Consider the following 19,597-nt stretch of genomic DNA (forward strand, 5'->3'; position numbering starts at 1 on the left):
ACAGGAGAACACCCTTTTAAAAGTGTTCTCTTTTTTTCTCCTTTAAATGGGGGGAAAGAGAGCTTCTTTATGCCCATTTAAAAAGCAAAATCCTATTTTTAACATGGAAATCATGATATAGTTAACATAATTAGGAGAGAGGGCACACACTTATTGAAGGCTCTCGAATATGTTAATAGAAAACACAACTTCTTTTTATAGGTGATCAATTATGAATGATTCGTATCCAAACAAGGTCCTCATTGTCGAAGGAAAATCGGATAAACAAAAGGTAGGGAGTATTGTTAAGGAACCTATCGAAATCATTTGTACGAATGGAACCATCAGCGTGACAAAAATGGATGAATTGATTGATTTTCTTGAAGATAAAGATGTTTATATTCTCGTCGATGCTGACGAAGCAGGTGAAAAGCTGCGAAAACAGTTTAAAAGGGAGCTTCCTCAAGCGGAGCACTTATATATTGACCGAATGTATCGGGAGGTTGCGACGTCACCGGTAAAGCACCTTGCCACCGTTCTGTTAGGGGCAAACATCGATGTGCATACGGAAGTGTTAGAAATGGGTAAACAAATAAATGGATGAATGGACGGATAAGGAATTAGCTTCCTTTTTAAAAAATAAAACTTCAGGTCTTGTCTACTTCTATACGCCTCTGTGCGGGACCTGCCAAGTAGCTTCGAAAATGCTTTTGATAATAAAAGAAATGGTCAAGATCGAAATTGGAAAGATGAATTTGAATTTTTATCCCGATGTTGCTAGGGATATTGAAATTGAAAGTGTTCCATGTCTTAAACTGGTTCGGGAAGGGCATGTAGTCGAAACCATTTACGCCTTTCATTCCATCCCGTACTTGCTGGAAAAAATACATGAACATATAATGTAAACAGATGTTGCGGCATCTGTTTTTTTTTGGAAAAAATTCAACACAATTTGACTTATTTCTCCGGAATGGGCGCCCTTTTTGCTGGTAATTGTCGAGGGAAATGAAAAGGTATTCTATTAATTATACAGAATATAAAGGTATACGCATGCAGACCGGAGTGGTGAAAATGGATGAAGCTGTTCAAACCTTTATAAATGAACTTAAAGGGCGTGAGGATCTCCTACAATTAGTCACTAACACGGAATTCCAGCTTAGTTTTTTTTGCGGTAACCAGATTTTCAGGATGGCGTTTCAAAATGGGGATGTATTTTTGCTTTATGAAGAAGATGAACTGCTTATGAACAATAAAATAAGCGGCAAGCAAAAGGAACTTGAAGAACTACTTGAGGGCAAGGAAACACTAAGATCTTTGATGCGAAAAAAACAGCTGATGGTTTCAGCACCATTTCGAACGATTTTATTACTAGAATCGATTTTTTACTTAACAAAAGCAAGTGGGAGTTTGCGAGAAATAATTTAATAAAACCTATTGACGACTTTTCCTGCTTTCCTGTATTATTTATTTTAAATATTCTATTAATACTAACAATTCCATAAACATTCTTATCAAGAGTGGCGGAGGGACTGGCCCTAAGATGCCCGGCAACCGGTTTGAAACACGGTGCTAAATCCAGCAGAGCATGAAGCTCTGAAAGATAAGAAGAGCGGGCCCCCTCTTCTTATGAAGTGGGGTTTTGTTTGTGGGTTTGTTTGAAAAGTGGAAGCGCCTTGGTCAGCCCCGACAAGCATAAGTCGCTCCCAAAAAGAAGGCGTTTTTTGCCTTCGTTTTGGGAGTGGCTTATGACTCTCGAGGGGCTAGGCGCTGGAGCTAGACAATTCTCGAAGTCTAATTTTGTATGCTTATCTCATAAAAAGGAGTGAATGAAATGGCGGAAAAGCAAAAAAAGTATCGATTTGAAACGTTAAGTGTTCATGGAGGTTTGTCACCAGATCCTGTAACAGGTGCTCGTGCTGTACCGATTTATCAAAACAATGCCTACCAGTTTAAGAGTACGGAACATGCGGCAAACTTGTTTTCCCTAGCGGAGCCTGGATACATCTATACCCGAATTCATAATCCAACCACCACTGTTTTTGAAGAAAGGGTTGCCCTTTTGGAAGGCGGGGTCGGTGCACTAGCAGTTGCTAGCGGAATGGCAGCGATTACGCTAGCCGTTTTAAATCTTGCTCAAGCTGGAGATGAAATTGTCTCTGCGACTACTCTTTATGGAGGAACCTATAATTTATTTGCCGTCACGCTTCCTAAATACGGAATTAACGTAAAATTTGTTGATCCGGAAAATCCGGATAATTTCCGTGCTGCGATCACAGAAAAAACAAAAGCTGTTTTTGCTGAGACGATTGGAAATCCAAGTTTACAAGTATTAGATATTGAAAAAGTGGCTGAAATCGCTCATGAAGCGGGTGTCCCCTTGATTGTTGATAATACGTTTGCAACACCTTACCTTTGCCGCCCCATTGAACATGGTGCCGATATCGTCGTTCACTCTGCAACAAAATGGTTGTTAGGAAATGGAACGACAACGGGAGGCGTCATAGTTGATGGCGGCAAGTTTGATTGGAATTCACCGAAATTCCCTGGGTTCACGACTCCAGATGCTAGCTATCATGATCTTGTTTATGCTGAAGCTTTAGGTGCGATCGCCTATATTATTAAGGCGCGGGTGCAGCTGTTAAGGGATCTTGGACCATCTTTAAGTCCGCAAAATGCGTTTCAGTTTGTACTTGGTCTTGAAACCCTTCATGTTCGTATGAAAGAGCATGTGGCTAATACGAAACAAGTAGTGAAATATTTGAAAAATCATCCTGCAGTTGAGTGGGTATCCTATCCGGGGGATCAGTCTCATCCTGATTATGATTTGGCTCAGAAGTATTTACCAAAGGGTGCCGGATCGATGGTCGTATTCGGGATTAAAGGCGGGAAAGAGGCCGGAGCGAAATTAATCAATGCGATTACACTCTGGGCCCATGTTGCCAATGTCGGTGATGCCAAAAGTTTAATTATTCACCCTGCGAGCACTACCCATCAACAGCTTGATGCGGAAGGACTAAAGGCATCAGGCGTCACAGAGGATCTCATTCGTCTTTCGATTGGAATTGAAAATGTAGAGGATTTAATCGAGGATTTGGAATATGCGATCGAAGTAGCAACAGGACTATCTTCATTAAAAACAAATGCATAAATTTCCACCTGTATTTTTTGATTATATAGATTATTTTCATTGACACCCCTTTTTATCCGTGATACCATAGCTTTTGTAATTAAATTTTAGCTTACAATAATTTTTCAATTGAATATAGGATGCGATAGCTCTTATCAAGAGAGGTGGAGGGATGTGCCCGATGAAGCCCGGCAACCGTCAATGTAAATTGAAATGGTGCCAATTCACACAAAGCTTAGGCTTTGAGAGATGGGAGAAAGGTCTTGATTTATTATGCCTTTCTGCCTGTGCAGAAAGGTTTTTTGTTTTTCCAAAATAGAATTCTTAAAACCATCAAACCCTATATTCAATGATTGGATAAAAAGGAAGGCGATTCAATGATTACCATCAAAAATGTCAAAAAGATCTTTCCTTCGAAACAAGGCCAACTGAAAGCGGTTGATGATGTAAATGTAGTCATCAATGAAGGAGAAATCTTCGGTATCATCGGCTACAGCGGTGCTGGGAAAAGCACGTTAATCCGAATGCTAAATGGTCTGGAAATTCCTACAGAGGGATCTATCACGGTAGGAAAAAGAGAAATCTCTAAAATAAAAGGCAGTGAGCTGAGAAAAGCTCGACAAGAGATCAGCATGATTTTTCAGCATTTCAACTTACTGTGGTCAAGGACGGTAAGTGAAAATATTGCCTTTCCATTAGAGATTGCCGGAGTAAAGGGTGCTGAGCGGCAAAAACGTGTAGGTGAACTGATTAAGCTTGTGGGCTTAGAGGGAAGGGAGAATGCCTATCCTTCGCAGCTAAGCGGCGGCCAAAAGCAAAGGGTCGGGATAGCAAGGGCACTGGCCAATAATCCTAAGGTATTGCTTTGCGATGAGGCAACATCAGCACTTGATCCACAGACAACTGATTCGATTTTGGATTTGTTAGTTGATATTAATAAAAGACTTGGACTTACGATTGTGTTAATCACTCATGAGATGCATGTGATCCGTAAAATCTGCCATAGGGTAGCGGTTATGGAAGGCGGCCGAATGGTCGAGCTTGGCGCTGTCTTGGATGTATTTAAAAACCCGCAGCAGCCAATTACGAAAAGATTCGTGCAGCAGGTTACCGAGCCTGAGGAAACGAAAGAAACAGCAGAGCATTTACTTGAACGTTATCATTCCGGGCAGGTAGTCCAGTTAACTTTTATCGGGGATTCGGCTGAACAGCCGGTCATTACGAATTTAATTCGTCAATATCCTGTCACGGTTAATATCTTACAGGGGAAAATTTCACAAACCCAAAGCGGTTCCTATGGTACCCTCTTCATTCATCTCGATGGTGAAAATGATGAAGTGAACAAAGCGGTGGACTTCATTCGTTCGCAGCAGGTTGGTGTGGAGGTGGTAACAAATGGATAATTATCATGCTTTCAAAGATATTGATTGGCAGGCAATGTGGGAGGCTACACTTCAAACCCTTTATATGTCAGGAATTTCTGTGGTAGCTACCTTTGTTCTTGGAATTTTCCTTGGATTAATTCTATTCTTAACATCGCCGGGGAATATGTGGCAGAATAAGCCGGTGAACATAGTAATAAGTGCAATTGTGAATATCTTTCGTTCTGTTCCTTTCATTATCTTAATTGTCTTATTAATCCCATTTACGAACATTTTGTTTAAGACGATGATTGGAGAAAACGCTGCTCTGCCTGCATTGATTATTGGGGCCGCCCCGTTCTATGCCAGAATGGTGGAAATCGGGCTTAGAGAAATTGATAAAGGTGTAATCGAGGCAGCTAAGTCGATGGGGGCGACGACAGGTACCATTATCTTTAAGGTCTTGCTTCCGGAATCGATGCCGGCACTTGTTTCAGGAATTACGGTTACGGCAATTGCACTTATCAGTTACACGGCAATGGCGGGTGTAATTGGAGCTGGGGGCTTAGGAAACCTTGCTTATCTGCAAGGCTTCGAACAAAACCGAAATGATGTCACTTTTGTCGCTACGATTATCATTTTGGTCATTGTGTTTGTGATTCAGTTTATTGGGGATGCTATTACCAAAAAATTAGATAAACGGTAAAAGGAGAGGTCAACATGAAAAAATGGATTAGTTTATGTTTAGCATTATCGCTTGCCCTTGTTTTAGGTGCTTGCGGAACGTCAACAAATACAGCAAAAGGAACCAGTGACAAAGGAGTAACAAAACTAGTGGTAGGGGCATCGAATATTCCTCACGCACAAATTTTGGAGCAGGCCAAACCAATTTTAAAGAAAAAAGGTATTGATCTCGAGATTAAAACATTCCAAGATTATGTGTTACCAAACAAAACCTTGGCATCGAAACAACTGGATGCTAACTACTTTCAAACTATCCCTTACTTAGATTTACAAAATAAACAGTTTGGTTATAATTTTGTTAATGCTGGCGGTATTCATATCGAGCCAATCGGAATTTATTCCAAGAAATACAAAAAGTTAAGTGACCTTCCAGACGGCGCCCATATCATCATGAGCAACTCTGTATCTGACCATGGCCGTTTGCTAACATTACTTGAAAATTCAGGTCTAATCAAATTAAAACCAGGAATTGAAAAATCAAAAGCAACTATTCAGGATGTTGTTGACAATCCAAAGCATCTTAAATTTGATGCCAACTATGATGCAGCATTATTGCCAAAAATTTATCAAAACGGCGAAGGCGATGCTGTGTTAATCAACTCTAACTTTGCACTTCAAGCTGGATTAAATCCAATGAAGGATGCGATTTCACTCGAAGATAAGAATTCACCATATGTAAACGTCGTTGCTGTTCGCAAAGGTGATGAAAACAAACCAGCCATCAAAACTCTTGTTGAAGTACTTCAGTCTAAAGAAATCCAAGATTGGATTATTCAACAATACAAAGGTGCAGTCGTACCAGTTTCTAAGTAGTCTATATATATAGGTAGAAAAAGGGCAGTCAGCGGAACATTCGCTGGCTTTTCTTGTTTGATAAGAAAGCATAAATTTGACTTCGAGAATTGTCCAGCTTCAGGCGCCCAACGACTAGTGGACTTCGCTCTTCTCCCTACGATAAGTCAACATCGGATCGCTACGCTCTCCGTGTTTCCTTTATCTCAGTCGAAAAGCTCCAGTCCATACGTCGCTGAACGGGCGCCTTGCGCTTTTCTTTATTTTTAATGTGATTAAATATAAATTTGCTAGCATACTAAAAATAGCCTTCGGATAAGAGCGAATAAACTTGGCAAATGATAAAAAAAAGCGGTATTATTTTAATTGGGTGTGACAAAAATCACATGGTTCTATTTTAAAATTTTCAAGAACGTTTATTTAAATGCTATATATATCTTTTCTTATTCTCAATTGGCCAATAATTAGTGAAAATCATTTCCTTGTTATGACTGTTTAGGAGTTGATAATACATTTCATTTGTTATAAGATTGTAATGAGAATAGATTGAGAATTGCATTTTAGGCCAACCTTGGTCTATAGGATACAATAATGATTTACGGAGGTATAAATATGTCTGGATCAACTTTAACGGTCAAAGATTTACATGTAGAAATTGATGGGAAAGAAATTTTAAAGGGTGTTAATCTGGAAGTAAAGGGCGGCGAAATCCATGCCATCATGGGTCCAAACGGTACTGGTAAGTCAACGCTTTCTTCTGCTATCATGGGACATCCAAAATATGAGGTAACAAGTGGCAGCATTATGTTAGATGGACAAAACGTTCTTGAAATGGAAGTGGATGAGCGTGCACGTGCCGGTCTGTTCCTTGCTATGCAATACCCTAGTGAAATTAACGGTGTAACAAATGCCGATTTCCTACGTTCTGCTATCAATAGCCGTCGCGGTGAGGGTAATGAAATTTCCTTGATGAAATTTATCCGTAAAATGGATGAGAAAATGGAATTCCTGGAAATGGATCTTGATATGGCACAACGTTACTTAAATGAAGGTTTCTCAGGCGGGGAGAAAAAACGTAACGAAATTCTGCAATTAATGATGATAGAACCGAAAATTGCTATCCTCGATGAAATCGACTCAGGCCTTGATATTGACGCCTTAAAAGTGGTTTCAAAGGGAATCAATGAAATGCGCGGCGAAGATTTCGGCTGTTTAATGATTACACACTATCAACGCCTTTTAAATTATATCACTCCTGACCATGTGCATGTTATGATGCAAGGCCGTATTGTGAAGTCTGGCGGACCTGAGCTTGCACAACGCTTAGAAGCAGAAGGATATGACTGGATCAAGAAAGAACTTGGAATTGAAGATGAAACAGTTGAGCAAGAAGCGTAAGCAGTTAGGAGGATTACAATGACAACAGAAACAAAATTACCTTTTGACAAAGAGTCTGTTCGTTCCTTCTCCAAAGAAATGGGCGAACCTGCATGGTTTGAAGAGTTTCGACTTCAAGCATTAAGCCAGTTCGAAACACTACCAATGCCTAGACCGGATAAAACAAAAATCGACAAATGGAATTTTACCCATTTTAAACATTTGAATGTAAAAAGCAATCCTTTCACTTCTCTATCTGAATTACCAGAAGAAGTGAAATCATTAATTGATCTTGATGCTGAGAATAAAAATCTATATATTCAACGTAATCAAACACCTGCTTTTCTTTCTTTGTCAGAGGATCTGAAGAACAAGGGTGTCATTTTTACTGATATTTTGACAGCCGTTCGTGAACATGCTGCCCTCGTGCAGAAATATTTTATGACACAAGCCATCAAGGTTGACGAACATCGTTTAACTGCACTAAACGCAGCACTTGTTAACGGCGGAGCTTTTCTTTACATTCCGAAAAATGTAGAGATTAAAGAGCCGATTCAAGTAGTTTATGTGCATGATGACGCAGAAGCAAGCCTTCTGAACCATGTAATTGTGGTTGCAGATGATAATAGTTCTGTCACATATGTAGAAAACTATATTTCAACAGTGGATACAACAAGCAGTGTATTCAATATTGCAACTGAAGTAATTGCGGGCACAAATGCCAAAATTCAATATGGTGCGGTTGATCATCTTGCCAAAGGGGTTACCACCTATGTAAACCGCCGCGGAATTGCTGGAAGAGACGCCAGAATTGAATGGGCGCTGGGCTTAATGAATGAAGGAAATACGATTTCCGAAAATACAACAACCCTAATCGGCGATGGTTCAGTTGGCGATACAAAAACTGTTGTCGTTGGACGCGGCGAGCAAACGCAAAACTTCACGACAAAGGTTGTTCATTTTGGTAAACATACACAAGGAAACATCTTAAACCATGGAGTTGTAAAGGACAGTGCGACTACCGTCTTTAACGGAATTGGTAAAATTGAACATGGTGCATCTAAATCTGATGCTGAACAAACATCACGCGTATTAATGCTTAGTGAAAAAGCACGCGGTGATGCCAATCCTATTTTGTTAATTGATGAAGATGATGTAATGGCAGGTCACGCTGCTTCCGTTGGTCGTGTCGACCCGGTTCAGTTGTATTATCTAATGAGCCGTGGAATTCCGAAAAAGGAAGCAGAGCGCTTAGTCATTCATGGCTTCCTTGCGCCAGTTGTCGATCAACTGCCAATTGAAGGAGTTAAAAAGCAATTAACAGAAGTGATTGAAAGGAAAGTACGATAATGGATATCAAAGATATTCGTCGTCAGTTTCCAATCTTAAATCAAGAGGTAAACGGTAACCCGCTTGTTTATTTGGACAGCTCTGCCACCTCGCAAAAGCCGGTTCAAGTCATTGAGGCAATTGAAAAATATTATCGCGAAATCAATTCCAATGTCCACCGCGGTGTGCATACCCTTGGTACAAAGGCAACCGATGCCTATGAGGGAGCAAGGGAAAAGGTTCGCAAATTTATTAATGCAAAATCAATCCAAGAAGTTATTTTTACAAGAGGAACAACGACCTCAATCAATACAGTGGCGTCAAGCTACGGGGCGGCTAATTTAAACCCCGGTGATGAAATCGCCATTACTCACATGGAGCATCATAGTAATATTATTCCGTGGCAGCAGGTTGCCAAAAAAACCGGCGCGGTATTGAAATATATCCCGCTTCAAGAAGATGGAACAATTTCGCTTGATGACGTCCGTGCTACTGTGACACCTAACACTAAAATTGTTTCTGTCATGCAGGTCTCAAACGTACTTGGCAGCATCAATCCTGTGAAAGAAATTGCTAAAATTGCTCATGAAAATGGCGCTATCATGGTCGTCGATGGCGCTCAAAGTGCTCCACATATGAGAATAGATGTTCAAGATTTGGATTGTGATTTCCTAGCTTTTTCTGGCCACAAGATGTGTGGTCCAACCGGAATCGGTGTTCTTTATGGAAAAAAACATCTGCTTGAAAAAATGGAGCCAATTGAGTTTGGCGGTGAAATGATTGATTTTGTTCAACTGTATGAGTCGACATGGAAGGAGCTTCCTTGGAAATTCGAAGGCGGAACGCCAATCATTGCCGGTGCTATTGGACTTGGTGCTGCCATTGACTTTTTAAGTGAAATAGGTTTGGAAAATATTGCAGAGTACGAGCATAAGCTTACTGGCTATGCCTTGGATAAGCTTTCTTCGGTAGAAGGGCTAGCCATTTATGGCCCGCTTGTTCCGGAAAAACGTGCCGGTCTCGTTACCTTTAATATAAATGATGTTCACCCACACGACGTTGCCACTGTCTTGGATGCAGAGGGGATAGCTGTCCGTGCCGGTCATCATTGCGCTCAGCCGCTAATGAGATGGCTGAATGTGTCGGCTACAGCAAGAGCAAGTTTTTACCTCTATAATACCGAAGAGGATATTGATAAATTAGTTGAAGGGCTTGTTAAAACAAAGGAGTATTTCAGCGATGTCTTCTAATAATTTAGACGCACTTTATCGCCAAGTCATTATGGATCACTATAAAAGGCCGCGGAATCGCGGAATTTTGGAAGATGGCAGTCATACAATTAATATGAATAACCCTACATGCGGTGACCGAATTCAATTATCCTTGAAAGTCGAGGATGGAGTAGTCACAAACGCAAAATATGAGGGGGAAGGCTGCTCCATTTCGATGTCGTCAGCCTCGATGATGACCCAGGCGATTAAAGGAAAAAAAGTAGATGAAGCACTAAAACTAGCCAAAATCTTTTCTGAAATGATACAAGGAAAAGACTATGATGATGATATCGATTTAGGAGATATTGAAGCACTCCAAGGTGTTTCCAAATTTCCGGCAAGAATTAAATGCGCCACTTTAGCGTGGAAAGCAATGGAAAAAGGGTTAACAGAAGAGGAATAACGATAAAATACTGAAAACGTGATGTGAAGGCTATTGTCTAGCTCTAGCGCCTTGTAGTCATTAGCCGCATCTACCTTGAGGGCAGGCGACGTTTTATGGATGTCGCCCTAACCAAGGTGCTCTAGTTTTCTAAAAAGGAGGAACACGACGATGGCGAAAAAAATGCCGGAAATCGGTGATTATAAATATGGTTTTGCCGATAAAGACGTTTCCATATTCCGTTCAAAGCGTGGATTGACACGTGAAATTGTTGAAGAGATTTCAAAAATGAAGAGTGAACCTCAGTGGATGCTTGATTTCCGCTTGAAATCACTTGAGCATTTCTATAATATGCCAATGCCACAATGGGGTGGAGACTTAAGTTCATTAAACTTTGATGAAATTACTTATTATGTAAAACCATCTGAGAAATCTGAGAAATCATGGGATGAAGTTCCAGAGGAAATTAAAGCGACCTTTGATAAGCTTGGAATTCCAGAGGCCGAGCAAAAATATCTTGCCGGGGTTTCTGCTCAATATGAGTCAGAGGTTGTTTACCACAACATGAAGGAAGACCTTGAAGAATTAGGAATCGTCTTTAAAGATACCGACTCTGCTCTTAGAGAAAATGAAGACATTTTCCGTGAGCATTGGGCAAAAGTAATTCCACCAACCGATAATAAATTTGCAGCGTTAAACTCTGCAGTTTGGTCAGGCGGCTCTTTCATTTATGTACCACCTGGAATTAAAGTGGATACACCATTACAGGCGTATTTCCGCATTAACTCAGAAAACATGGGACAATTTGAAAGAACGTTGATCATCGTGGATGAAGGTGCCCATGTACACTACGTAGAAGGTTGTACAGCACCTGTTTATACAACCAACTCCCTACACAGTGCGGTTGTAGAAATTATTATTAAGAAAAATGCTTATTGCCGTTACACAACGATTCAAAACTGGGCAAACAACGTTTTTAACCTTGTAACAAAACGTGCTGTTTGTGAAGAAAATGCTACGATGGAATGGATTGACGGTAACATTGGTTCTAAGCTTACCATGAAATATCCTGCTGTTATTTTAAAAGGAGAAGGTGCCCGTGGTTTGACATTATCGATTGCCATTGCCGGTAAAGGTCAGCACCAGGATGCTGGAGCAAAAATGATTCATTTAGCTCCAAACACCTCTTCTACAATCGTTTCAAAATCGATTTCTAAACACGGCGGTAAAGTTACCTATCGCGGTATCGTCAAATTTGGACGCAATGCCGAAGGCGCTCGTGCCAATATCGAATGTGATACGTTAATTATGGATAATCAATCAACATCTGATACGATTCCATACAACGAAATCTTAAATGACAATATTTCGCTTGAACACGAAGCGAAGGTTTCCAAAGTTTCTGAAGAGCAGCTTTTCTACTTGATGAGCCGCGGTATTTCCGAGCAAGAAGCAACGGAAATGATCGTCATGGGCTTCATCGAGCCATTTACAAAAGAATTGCCAATGGAATATGCCGTTGAAATGAATCGTCTCATAAAGTTTGAGATGGAAGGTTCTATCGGTTAATAAAAAATCCGCTTTGCCAGAACTGGCAAGCGGTTTTTTATTAGCCATACTTGATGTGTTATGATGAAAAGGAGGTGAGTTCTAATGATTTATGTTGGTGTTACCGGTTGGGGTGATCACGACAGTCTTTATTCCGGCCAAATAGCCCCACGGAATAAGCTAAAGGAATATGCAGGCCATTTTCCAGTCGTGGAAGTGGATTCGGCATTCTATGCCATCCAGCCAAAACGGAATGCTGAAAAGTGGGTCAATGAAACACCTGATTCTTTTCAATTTGTCGTTAAAGCCTATCAAGGCATGACAGGACATTTACGAGGCGAAATACCTTTTGAAAATAAACAAGACATGTTCACAGCATTTAAAGACTCGCTTGAACCGTACATAAACGGCAATAAACTTGCCATGATTCTTTTTCAATTCCCGCCATGGTTCGCTTGTACCCGTGAAAATGTTGAGTATTTAAGATGGTGCAAAAGGAAAATGGACGATCTTCCCTGTGCCCTCGAATTTAGACATCAATCCTGGTTCTCGCCCAAGTATCATCAAGGAACACTTGACTTTATGAAAGCTGAAAAATGGATTCACAGCATTTGTGATGAGCCGCAATCAGGCGAAGGCTCGATTCCGACTGTACTAGAAGCAGTCAATCCTGATCGCGTTCTTGTAAGGTTTCATGGTCGTAATGTTCACGGCTGGCAGAAGAAAAATGCTGAAAATTGGCGTGATGTTCGTTACTTATATAGATATAATAATACAGAGCTTCAAAAATGGGCATCATCTATTCGAAAATTAACTGAGGATTGTTCTAATGTATACCTGCTTTTTAACAATAATTCCGGCGGAGATGCAGCTGACAATGCAAAAGAGATGATGACCATTTTGGGGTTAGAATATGAAGGACTTGCCCCCCGACAGCTGGATTTATTTTAAAAGACCGTAAACAGGGCGGAGTTGTGGATAGAAGTCTCCTAATGAAAAATGTATCTTTTTTTTAAATAGTTACCATTTTAGAAGGTGAAAACATGGAATGGATAGTTTTGGTGTTAGTAGGGCTCTTTGCTAGTTCTCTAGGATCGTTGATTGGTTTAGGTGGTGGGATTATTGTAGTTCCTACTTTGCTCTATCTTGGTTCATTATCCTTGTTTGGCGGTCATATCTCGCCACAGGTAGCGGCAGGAACATCGTTATTTACGATGATTTTTACAGGATTATCATCAACGATAGCCTATATGAAAAGAAAAACCATTGATTATAAAAGCGGGCTCATCTTTCTGATAGGGAGTGGACCAGGAGGAATTCTTGGGGCGTGGGTGACAGAAAAATTAAATTTTCACGCCTTTAATCTTTTTTTTGGCATATTCATTATCTTGGTTTCCTTAGTATTATTGTTAAAAGATAAACTAAAACCAATTCCTTTTCGCAAAGAAAAAGGAATTGTCCGCTCCTTTACGGATAACGAAGGGAAAACCTTTGAATACGGCTTTAATCCTTATTTGGCTGTACTTATTTCTTTTATAGTTGGGTTTTTGTCTGGTATTTTTGGTGTTGGTGGCGGTTCGTTAATGGTACCGACGATGATCCTCTTATTTTTCTTTCCACCACATGTTGCCGTAGCGACATCGATGTTTATGATTTTACCAACCTCCATTTTAGGCTCGATTACGCATTTGGCGTTGGGAAATGTTAACTGGATGTATGCTATTGCCTTAATTCCGGGGGCCTGGATTGGGGCAAACATTGGTGTATATTTAAATTCAAAATTAAAAAGTAGAACGATTGTCATCATTTTAAGAACGATTCTAGTTATTATCGGAGTTCAGTTAATTTACGAAGGATTCAAGGGATAAGAATACACGCTTTTTCTTCCTTTTTCATAATGTGTTAAGGAGGAAAGGAGTGTATGCACTTGATTGAACTATCGCCAATTGAAATCGACGGCCACATGTTTAAGGCTGTCACCGTATTACTCCCTAAAACAACACTGCTTGTTGTGACAAGTAATAAAGGATATATTATGTGCGGTGCCCTAGATATCGGCTTATTGAATGAGAAATTAAAGGACCGTAATGTGATTGCCGGAAGAGCCGTTGGGGTAAAAACGATTGAACAGCTCCTAAATGCCCCTTTGGAGTCCGTAACATTTGAGGCAGAAAAACAAGGCATCTATCCCGGAATGATAGGAAAAGAGGCCATGCTGAAAATGATCTAAAAGCTTGCTTAAGTGGCAAGCTTTTTTTATTTTATTAGGCTAGTTCCCTTTTTCTCAGCATACATTTAGCATGAAGGGGGGATTGCCTTGGCAAAGTTTCGCGCACGGCTTCCAAAGAAAGGACCATTGCCGCTAAGGTATGTGCTGTTGCTAACGTTTGTCTTTTTCCTTTTTTCAACTGCAGCAGGATTGTGGATTGTCAATAAAGGCATTGAGCCAACCTTAATGAAATATGCAGAATTAGAAACTAGAAATGTTGCTACGCTTGTCATTAACAAGGCGATTACGAAGCGTACGACAGAAATTAGTGGAAATACCGATGCCATCATCATAGTTCCAAATGAAAATGGTGGGAAACCGATTGCGAAGCTAAATACGCCGTATATCAACCAGGTATTAGCGGAAACCACCGCCCAAATTCAAAAAAATTTAAAGGTAGCAAGAGCAGGAGATCTTGCTTCTTTAGAACAATTGACGGACGTTAAAATTGAAACGAACAATACAAATAATGAAGATGGAATTGTCTGGTATGTTCCGTTAGGTCAAGCCACACGCATTGCCTTATTCGGAAACCTAGGGCCAAGAATCCCAGTCAGATTTCATGCGATTGGGGATGTTCAACCCGATGTAAAAATAAAAACAGAGCAAGTCGGAATCAATAATTCGTATCTGGGTGTTTCCATCGATATCTTAGTATCTATACAAATCATCACGCCATTTGCGACAAAAATTACAAATCTTAAACAAACCATTCCAGTTGGAGGGACGTATTTTCAAGGAGATGTTCCGCAGTTTTATAATACCGGCGGGGGAACATCCCCCTCGATTCAACTACCTAAAACCGGAGATTCTACTGATACTTCCAAAAAATCTGGGCATTGAATAGGACTGTTGGTGGGAATAGGGAGCGATAACTTCTACTCCTTACCTAATTATATTAAGAAGGAATTTCAATGGAAGCCGAAGAAAAGATATATATTGTTAATTTTCATGACAGAGTGAGGGGGTAACATAGTGAAGGTACAATTAAAACGAGTTACAAGAGAAAATTGGGAGGAAGCTCTAAAACTGAAAGTTAAGAATGAGCAAAGTAAATTTGCTCCGCCAGTAGCCGTGTCCCTTGCTAAAGTTTATATTAAACCAGATGGTGATAATGTTGAATATATCCCTTTTGCCATCTATGACAATGAAACAATGGTTGGATTTATCATGCATGCTTACGATACAACCAATATGTATTGGATAAATGGATTTATCATTGATGAAAGGTATCAGGGAAGAGGATACGGTAGGGCTGCATTATCTGAGGCCGTTCAATGGATAGTGAATAGATTTACACAGTGTAAAGAAATTCGTTTAGCTGTTAATAAAGATAACCCTGTAGCGCGTAAACTTTATACGAGTTTTGGCTTTCTTTTTTCAGGTGAAGTATGGGGAGAAGAAGAAGTATTTTTTCTTCCTGTCGATTATTTGTGATTTTTATTAAGCAGATAGGTTGGCTTTTTCTTATTGCTAAAGTAAGTAGGATAGCCCTTGTAGCCTGTCGAAAGTATTGAATGTACTGATTGAAGAAAGGAACGGAGATATGGAGATTATATATGAATTTGTTGAAAAGCTTAGTGCTTCAGAAGTTGCGGATGTCTTTAAAAAGTCAGGGATTACACGACCAGTAGATGATTTAGAACGGATACAACGGATGATCGATCATGCCGACATTATTGTAACGGCGAGAAAAAATGGTCAACTTGTTGGCATAGCAAGGGCCATAACAGATTACTCATATTGCTGTTATTTATCAGACCTTGCTGTGGATGCTGAATATCAACGTTTGGGAATTGGAAAAGAGCTCATTCGCATTATTCAAGAAAAAATTGGTGAAGAGGTTTCATTGGTATTGGTTGCAGCCCAAAATGCCATTGAGTATTATCCTCGAGTTGGATTTGATAAGCTGGATAATGCATTTTCAATTAGGCGTAAATGCTAAAAAGGTTCTTGCATCGGGATGCAGGTTGATTGAATAAGACGAAAAAAACGCTTGGTACTTCCTAACGGGTTTACTTTAGAGGTGCAAACAAGTAAAACACAAGCGAAAACGCTTTGGAATTCACAGTTGAATTCTAATTCGTTTTTTGCTTTTTTTTAATTTCGCACCCTAATTCACACACGAAATCACACGTATGGAAATAATTATTGTACGGTATTTGAATTGTGTGTGATTTACTGTGTGAATTGATATGTGAATGATATATTGTATTTAAAGTAAAATCGCTCCTTAAACAACAGGGGTGATTTTTTATAGGGAAAAAAGATTATTATGTTCAACACATTTAAAAAGATTAGGCTGTGTTAAAGGTCATTGTTGATTCTTGAAACAATGTTGATTGGAGCGGAAGGCGCGAGACTCCTGCGGGAGTACGGGGCAGGGGAGACCCCACAGGCGCTTAAGCGCCGAGGAGGCTCCCCGGAACGCCCGCGGAAAGCGAAGCGCCTGGAGCGTAAATCAACAGGCAAGTTTAACACAGCCAAAGATTAAAATAAAAATTTTGAATATTTTGTAAAGTGAATAGAAAGCTTGTGGTAATATTTAAATATATAGAAAAATTTAAAGGGGGTAACTCGAAATGGGGAAAAAAGCACTAAGCATCATAATTACTTTAGCCATATCAATAGGTTTGAGTTTTGGGCTATCTTATTATATGAAAACAAATTTCATTGATTTTTCATTTTTTGTTGGATTAGTTGTTACTGTTATTATTTGGTTCTTTACTTCTAAGGGTGGATTTACATCACGATTCGCGGATTCAATGATTCAATCACAGACGACCAATTTCAAAATGAAAAGTCAAAGTTTTCAATTTAATCCTAATATCGCTTTTCTTACCTCCCTGACATATACCATCATTTCATTTATTACAATGTTAATTCATTATAGAAGTTATTTTTAATAGTTCATTTGTGAAATTAGGTAAATTTAAAAGAGCTTGGTATCCAAGCTCTTTTCTTGTGAATTGATATGTGATTTATACTGTGAAAAATTCGCGATATGCCCTGTTTTTTACACTGTGTTTTTGTATTTTTCACCCCAAAAGTAAACCCGTTAGGTACTTCTAAGCGTTTTTTTATTCTCAATATACTGTTATTATTTTTTCTTCCTGGCTTCGATTCGCTCTTGCCGTTCCCACAGTGCTAAATGTGGATAAGGGTCAAAGGACCATTCAGTGTAGCCATTATCCTTATACATCCCATAATGCAAATGAGGAGGAAATTTACCAGATGTACCTGGAGGACCATACCCGGAGCTACCGACACTTCCGATTACCATCCCAGGTTCCACAATCTGTCCAACATGCAAATCTTTAGCAAATCCGCTTAGATGGGCAAAATAATGGTACGTATTATTGATATCGCGGATTCCGACTCTCCAGCCGCCAAATTTGTTCCAACCTTTCATTTCAATGATTCCATAATTTGTCGCTCTAACCGGAACACCGTAATCGGCGAAAATATCTGTCCCTTCATGAATTCTTCGCCCACCCCAGCCGCGCGCATCACCCCAAGTACTGCGGTAGGTATGATTGGAACGGATTGGCATTGGAAAGACGCGATTATCTAAATCAAGACGTCCGAAATGGCGATATACTTTTGCCGTTCCTACAATAATTCCCACTGATTTATCACGATGATAATAATTCCATAATCCGATTTTTAAATTATCATTGTCAACTCCATAAGAAAGGAGATAATGAGCAATGGCATATAGAACATCTTCATCATTTTTTAAGCTCGCCTTCCTATCTCCATTCCCGTCAACGCCAATGCCATTGAAAAATTGAATGGTTAACGGATTTTTATCATTAGGATTTGGATTTGTTAGACCGGCCCATCGTTCAGGAGGAATGTAAATTCCAATCAGACGATCTGGTTTAGGTAAATCCTTACGAGAAAGGCGGATGCTTCTCTCATATTGATCGATGGCCGCAAGGTAATACCAAGGGATTTGCGTGACGGTTTCCACTTTTTTATATAGCCTCATTCTTTCGTGGTAAACATTAGTCTCTTTCGCATAAGCATCCCTAACAGCCACTGACGAAGAAAAAAATAAAAGGAAAGTTCCAAATATCAGAAATGCTCGCATAGGAATCCTCCTAGAAATTTGTACAGCAGTCTAGCTTCAGCGCTTAGCCGCTTTTGAGCATAAGTCGCTCCCGCTTTTCTTATAACAAAATTAATTTCATTGGACTTCGAGAATTGTCCAGCTCCATAAGAGTAAGCTCCGGAAGCGATACCTCGCACGCCTAAAAACGTGAGTTTTTCGGCGGAGGTGCCCAACGACTAGAGAACTTCGCTGAACAGACACCTTCCGCTTTTCTATCTTATTTTATGATTTCTTAGGTTTTTCATAATGGTTAATTTATGGCAATAAATTAGTTTACTTGTCCTTCATAATTCGGTATGGTAAAGTGACAACAGGAGAATTTCATCACAAAGGGTGGGGAATCATGAGTCAAAATGAACATATACGCAAACCTGATTGGTTAAAAATAAAGTTAAATACAAACGAAACCTATACCGGCCTTAAAAAAATGATGCGGGAACAAAATCTACATACTGTTTGTGAAGAAGCTCGCTGTCCTAATATTCATGAGTGCTGGGCAGTAAGACGGACTGCCACTTTTATGATTCTTGGTGATGTCTGTACACGTGCATGCCGCTTCTGCGCGGTAAAAACGGGGTTGCCGACCGAATTAGATTGGCAGGAGCCGGAAAGAGTCGCTGATTCTGTCCAGTTAATGAATCTAAAGCATGTAGTCGTAACAGCCGTTGCCAGAGATGATTTAAAAGACGGCGGTGCAGCCGTTTTTGCTGAAACCGTTAGGGCCATACGTAGAAAAAGCCCATTTACAAGCATTGAGGTTCTTCCATCTGATATGGGAGGAAAAGAAGAAAATTTACGTATCTTAATGGAAGCAAAACCTGATATTTTAAATCATAATATTGAAACTGTGAGAAGTCTCACTCCAAGAGTAAGAGCACGCGCTCAATATGACCGTTCCCTTGAATTTTTACGCCGTGCAAAAGAAATGAACCCAACTACACCAACAAAATCGAGCTTGATGGTAGGTCTTGGTGAAACAAAAGAAGAAATCCTTGAAGTAATGGATGATCTTCGAGCAAACCATGTAGATATCATGACCATCGGCCAGTATTTACAGCCGACTAAGAAGCATTTGAAGGTAGAAAAATATTATCATCCAGATGAATTTGAAGAATTACGCCAAATTGCCATGAGCAAAGGCTTTAGTCATTGCGAAGCAGGTCCACTTGTTCGTTCCTCTTATCATGCTGATGAGCAGGTAAATGCTTCAGCAAGAAATAAGCAATTACAAGGCGAAAAAGAAGCAAAAGAAGCATAAAATGGAGAGCTCAGTCATTTTGACTGGGCTTTTTTTGTAATTA

21 protein-coding genes and 2 riboswitches are annotated in these 19,597 nt (G+C 39.8%); of the genes, 20 read left to right on the forward strand and 1 reads right to left on the reverse strand.

Annotated features, from left to right (window positions below; genetic code table 11):
- The first annotated feature begins 211 nt into the window (after window positions 1-211).
- The 19 genes from BN1082_RS07280 (at window position 212) to BN1082_RS07375 (ending at window position 17,085) form a co-directional block, all read left to right on the forward strand.
- Window positions 212-583, forward strand: coding sequence for a toprim domain-containing protein (locus BN1082_RS07280; protein ID WP_090632786.1), 372 nt, complete (start codon window positions 212-214; stop codon window positions 581-583).
- Window positions 576-884: a thioredoxin family protein gene (locus BN1082_RS07285; protein WP_090632788.1), complete on the forward strand. Its 309-nt coding sequence runs from the start codon at window positions 576-578 to the stop codon at window positions 882-884. Before BN1082_RS07280 ends, BN1082_RS07285 begins: the two co-directional genes overlap by 8 nt.
- Window positions 885-984: 100 nt before the next feature.
- Complete coding sequence (locus tag BN1082_RS07290) at window positions 985-1,404, forward strand: hypothetical protein (RefSeq protein ID WP_176699681.1); 420 nt, start codon at window positions 985-987, stop codon at window positions 1,402-1,404.
- A gap of 80 nt (window positions 1,405-1,484) precedes the next feature.
- A riboswitch (SAM riboswitch) is annotated at window positions 1,485-1,586 on the forward strand.
- 224 nt (window positions 1,587-1,810) lie between these two features.
- Window positions 1,811-3,127, forward strand: coding sequence for an O-acetylhomoserine aminocarboxypropyltransferase/cysteine synthase family protein (locus BN1082_RS07295; protein ID WP_090632791.1), 1,317 nt, complete (start codon window positions 1,811-1,813; stop codon window positions 3,125-3,127).
- 128 nt (window positions 3,128-3,255) lie between these two features.
- A riboswitch (SAM riboswitch) is annotated at window positions 3,256-3,362 on the forward strand.
- Between the two features lie 121 nt (window positions 3,363-3,483).
- A complete protein-coding gene (locus BN1082_RS07300; RefSeq protein WP_090632793.1) occupies window positions 3,484-4,509 on the forward strand; it encodes a methionine ABC transporter ATP-binding protein in 1,026 nt (341 codons plus the stop codon).
- Window positions 4,502-5,173, forward strand: a complete 672-nt coding sequence (locus BN1082_RS07305; RefSeq protein WP_090632794.1) for a methionine ABC transporter permease — start codon at window positions 4,502-4,504, stop codon at window positions 5,171-5,173. The genes BN1082_RS07300 and BN1082_RS07305 overlap by 8 nt, the downstream gene beginning before the upstream one ends.
- A 14-nt stretch (window positions 5,174-5,187) precedes the next feature.
- The gene (locus tag BN1082_RS07310) at window positions 5,188-6,024 is read left to right on the forward strand and encodes a MetQ/NlpA family ABC transporter substrate-binding protein (protein WP_090632795.1); all 837 of its coding nucleotides are present in this window, start codon (window positions 5,188-5,190) and stop codon (window positions 6,022-6,024) included.
- A gap of 591 nt (window positions 6,025-6,615) precedes the next feature.
- On the forward strand, window positions 6,616-7,401 hold the full coding sequence (sufC, locus tag BN1082_RS07315) for a Fe-S cluster assembly ATPase SufC (protein ID WP_090632797.1): 786 nt from the start codon (window positions 6,616-6,618) through the stop codon (window positions 7,399-7,401).
- A gap of 18 nt (window positions 7,402-7,419) precedes the next feature.
- Window positions 7,420-8,730, forward strand: a complete 1,311-nt coding sequence (sufD, locus tag BN1082_RS07320) for a Fe-S cluster assembly protein SufD (RefSeq protein ID WP_090632799.1) — start codon at window positions 7,420-7,422, stop codon at window positions 8,728-8,730.
- Window positions 8,730-9,959: a cysteine desulfurase gene (locus tag BN1082_RS07325; RefSeq protein WP_090632801.1), complete on the forward strand. Its 1,230-nt coding sequence runs from the start codon at window positions 8,730-8,732 to the stop codon at window positions 9,957-9,959. The genes sufD and BN1082_RS07325 overlap by 1 nt, the downstream gene beginning before the upstream one ends.
- Window positions 9,949-10,383, forward strand: coding sequence for a Fe-S cluster assembly sulfur transfer protein SufU (gene sufU / locus BN1082_RS07330; RefSeq protein ID WP_090632802.1), 435 nt, complete (start codon window positions 9,949-9,951; stop codon window positions 10,381-10,383). Before BN1082_RS07325 ends, sufU begins: the two co-directional genes overlap by 11 nt.
- A gap of 150 nt (window positions 10,384-10,533) precedes the next feature.
- Window positions 10,534-11,931: a Fe-S cluster assembly protein SufB gene (gene sufB / locus BN1082_RS07335; RefSeq protein ID WP_090632804.1), complete on the forward strand. Its 1,398-nt coding sequence runs from the start codon at window positions 10,534-10,536 to the stop codon at window positions 11,929-11,931.
- An 84-nt stretch (window positions 11,932-12,015) separates the two neighbouring features.
- Window positions 12,016-12,861 carry a DUF72 domain-containing protein gene (locus BN1082_RS07340; protein ID WP_090632805.1) on the forward strand — a complete coding sequence of 282 codons (846 nt, stop codon included), beginning with the start codon at window positions 12,016-12,018 and terminating at the stop codon, window positions 12,859-12,861.
- Between the two features lie 92 nt (window positions 12,862-12,953).
- Window positions 12,954-13,778: a sulfite exporter TauE/SafE family protein gene (locus tag BN1082_RS07345; RefSeq protein WP_090632807.1), complete on the forward strand. Its 825-nt coding sequence runs from the start codon at window positions 12,954-12,956 to the stop codon at window positions 13,776-13,778.
- 59 nt (window positions 13,779-13,837) lie between these two features.
- Window positions 13,838-14,140, forward strand: coding sequence for a YunC family protein (locus BN1082_RS07350; protein ID WP_090633227.1), 303 nt, complete (start codon window positions 13,838-13,840; stop codon window positions 14,138-14,140).
- Between the two features lie 87 nt (window positions 14,141-14,227).
- A complete protein-coding gene (yunB, locus tag BN1082_RS07355) occupies window positions 14,228-15,022 on the forward strand; it encodes a sporulation protein YunB (RefSeq protein WP_090632809.1) in 795 nt (264 codons plus the stop codon).
- Between the two features lie 132 nt (window positions 15,023-15,154).
- Window positions 15,155-15,616, forward strand: a complete 462-nt coding sequence (locus tag BN1082_RS07360) for a GNAT family N-acetyltransferase (protein WP_090632810.1) — start codon at window positions 15,155-15,157, stop codon at window positions 15,614-15,616.
- Window positions 15,617-15,725: 109 nt separating this feature from the next.
- On the forward strand, window positions 15,726-16,124 hold the full coding sequence (locus BN1082_RS07365) for a GNAT family N-acetyltransferase (RefSeq protein ID WP_090632812.1): 399 nt from the start codon (window positions 15,726-15,728) through the stop codon (window positions 16,122-16,124).
- A gap of 637 nt (window positions 16,125-16,761) precedes the next feature.
- Complete coding sequence (locus BN1082_RS07375; protein WP_090632813.1) at window positions 16,762-17,085, forward strand: hypothetical protein; 324 nt, start codon at window positions 16,762-16,764, stop codon at window positions 17,083-17,085.
- Window positions 17,086-17,279: 194 nt separating this feature from the next.
- On the opposite strand, the gene BN1082_RS07380 is transcribed toward BN1082_RS07375, so the two are convergent.
- Window positions 17,280-18,275 carry a M23 family metallopeptidase gene (locus tag BN1082_RS07380; RefSeq protein ID WP_090632815.1) on the reverse strand — a complete coding sequence of 332 codons (996 nt, stop codon included), beginning with the start codon at window positions 18,273-18,275 and terminating at the stop codon, window positions 17,280-17,282.
- Between the two features lie 364 nt (window positions 18,276-18,639).
- Here BN1082_RS07380 and lipA point away from each other — a divergent pair, with 364 nt between their 5' ends.
- The gene (gene lipA, locus BN1082_RS07385) at window positions 18,640-19,554 is read left to right on the forward strand and encodes a lipoyl synthase (RefSeq protein ID WP_425412117.1); all 915 of its coding nucleotides are present in this window, start codon (window positions 18,640-18,642) and stop codon (window positions 19,552-19,554) included.
- Window positions 19,555-19,597: the final 43 nt, after the last annotated feature.

It is taken from the genome of Neobacillus massiliamazoniensis (assembly GCF_001048695.1).
In the GTDB taxonomy this organism is placed as follows: Bacteria; Bacillota; Bacilli; order Bacillales; family Cytobacillaceae; genus Neobacillus; species Neobacillus massiliamazoniensis.

Coding starts and splice junctions, on each gene's coding strand:
- BN1082_RS07280 (WP_090632786.1), top strand. CDS start 212: ATGAATGATTCGTATCCAAACAAGGTCCTCATTGTCGAAGGAAAATCG.
- BN1082_RS07285 (WP_090632788.1), top strand. CDS start 576: ATGGATGAATGGACGGATAAGGAATTAGCTTCCTTTTTAAAAAATAAA.
- BN1082_RS07290 (WP_176699681.1), top strand. CDS start 985: ATGAAAAGGTATTCTATTAATTATACAGAATATAAAGGTATACGCATG.
- BN1082_RS07295 (WP_090632791.1), top strand. CDS start 1,811: ATGGCGGAAAAGCAAAAAAAGTATCGATTTGAAACGTTAAGTGTTCAT.
- BN1082_RS07300 (WP_090632793.1), top strand. CDS start 3,484: ATGATTACCATCAAAAATGTCAAAAAGATCTTTCCTTCGAAACAAGGC.
- BN1082_RS07305 (WP_090632794.1), top strand. CDS start 4,502: ATGGATAATTATCATGCTTTCAAAGATATTGATTGGCAGGCAATGTGG.
- BN1082_RS07310 (WP_090632795.1), top strand. CDS start 5,188: ATGAAAAAATGGATTAGTTTATGTTTAGCATTATCGCTTGCCCTTGTT.
- sufC (WP_090632797.1), top strand. CDS start 6,616: ATGTCTGGATCAACTTTAACGGTCAAAGATTTACATGTAGAAATTGAT.
- sufD (WP_090632799.1), top strand. CDS start 7,420: ATGACAACAGAAACAAAATTACCTTTTGACAAAGAGTCTGTTCGTTCC.
- BN1082_RS07325 (WP_090632801.1), top strand. CDS start 8,730: ATGGATATCAAAGATATTCGTCGTCAGTTTCCAATCTTAAATCAAGAG.
- sufU (WP_090632802.1), top strand. CDS start 9,949: ATGTCTTCTAATAATTTAGACGCACTTTATCGCCAAGTCATTATGGAT.
- sufB (WP_090632804.1), top strand. CDS start 10,534: ATGGCGAAAAAAATGCCGGAAATCGGTGATTATAAATATGGTTTTGCC.
- BN1082_RS07340 (WP_090632805.1), top strand. CDS start 12,016: ATGATTTATGTTGGTGTTACCGGTTGGGGTGATCACGACAGTCTTTAT.
- BN1082_RS07345 (WP_090632807.1), top strand. CDS start 12,954: ATGGAATGGATAGTTTTGGTGTTAGTAGGGCTCTTTGCTAGTTCTCTA.
- BN1082_RS07365 (WP_090632812.1), top strand. CDS start 15,726: ATGGAGATTATATATGAATTTGTTGAAAAGCTTAGTGCTTCAGAAGTT.
- BN1082_RS07375 (WP_090632813.1), top strand. CDS start 16,762: ATGGGGAAAAAAGCACTAAGCATCATAATTACTTTAGCCATATCAATA.
- BN1082_RS07380 (WP_090632815.1), bottom strand. CDS start 18,275: ATGCGAGCATTTCTGATATTTGGAACTTTCCTTTTATTTTTTTCTTCG.
- lipA (WP_425412117.1), top strand. CDS start 18,640: ATGAGTCAAAATGAACATATACGCAAACCTGATTGGTTAAAAATAAAG.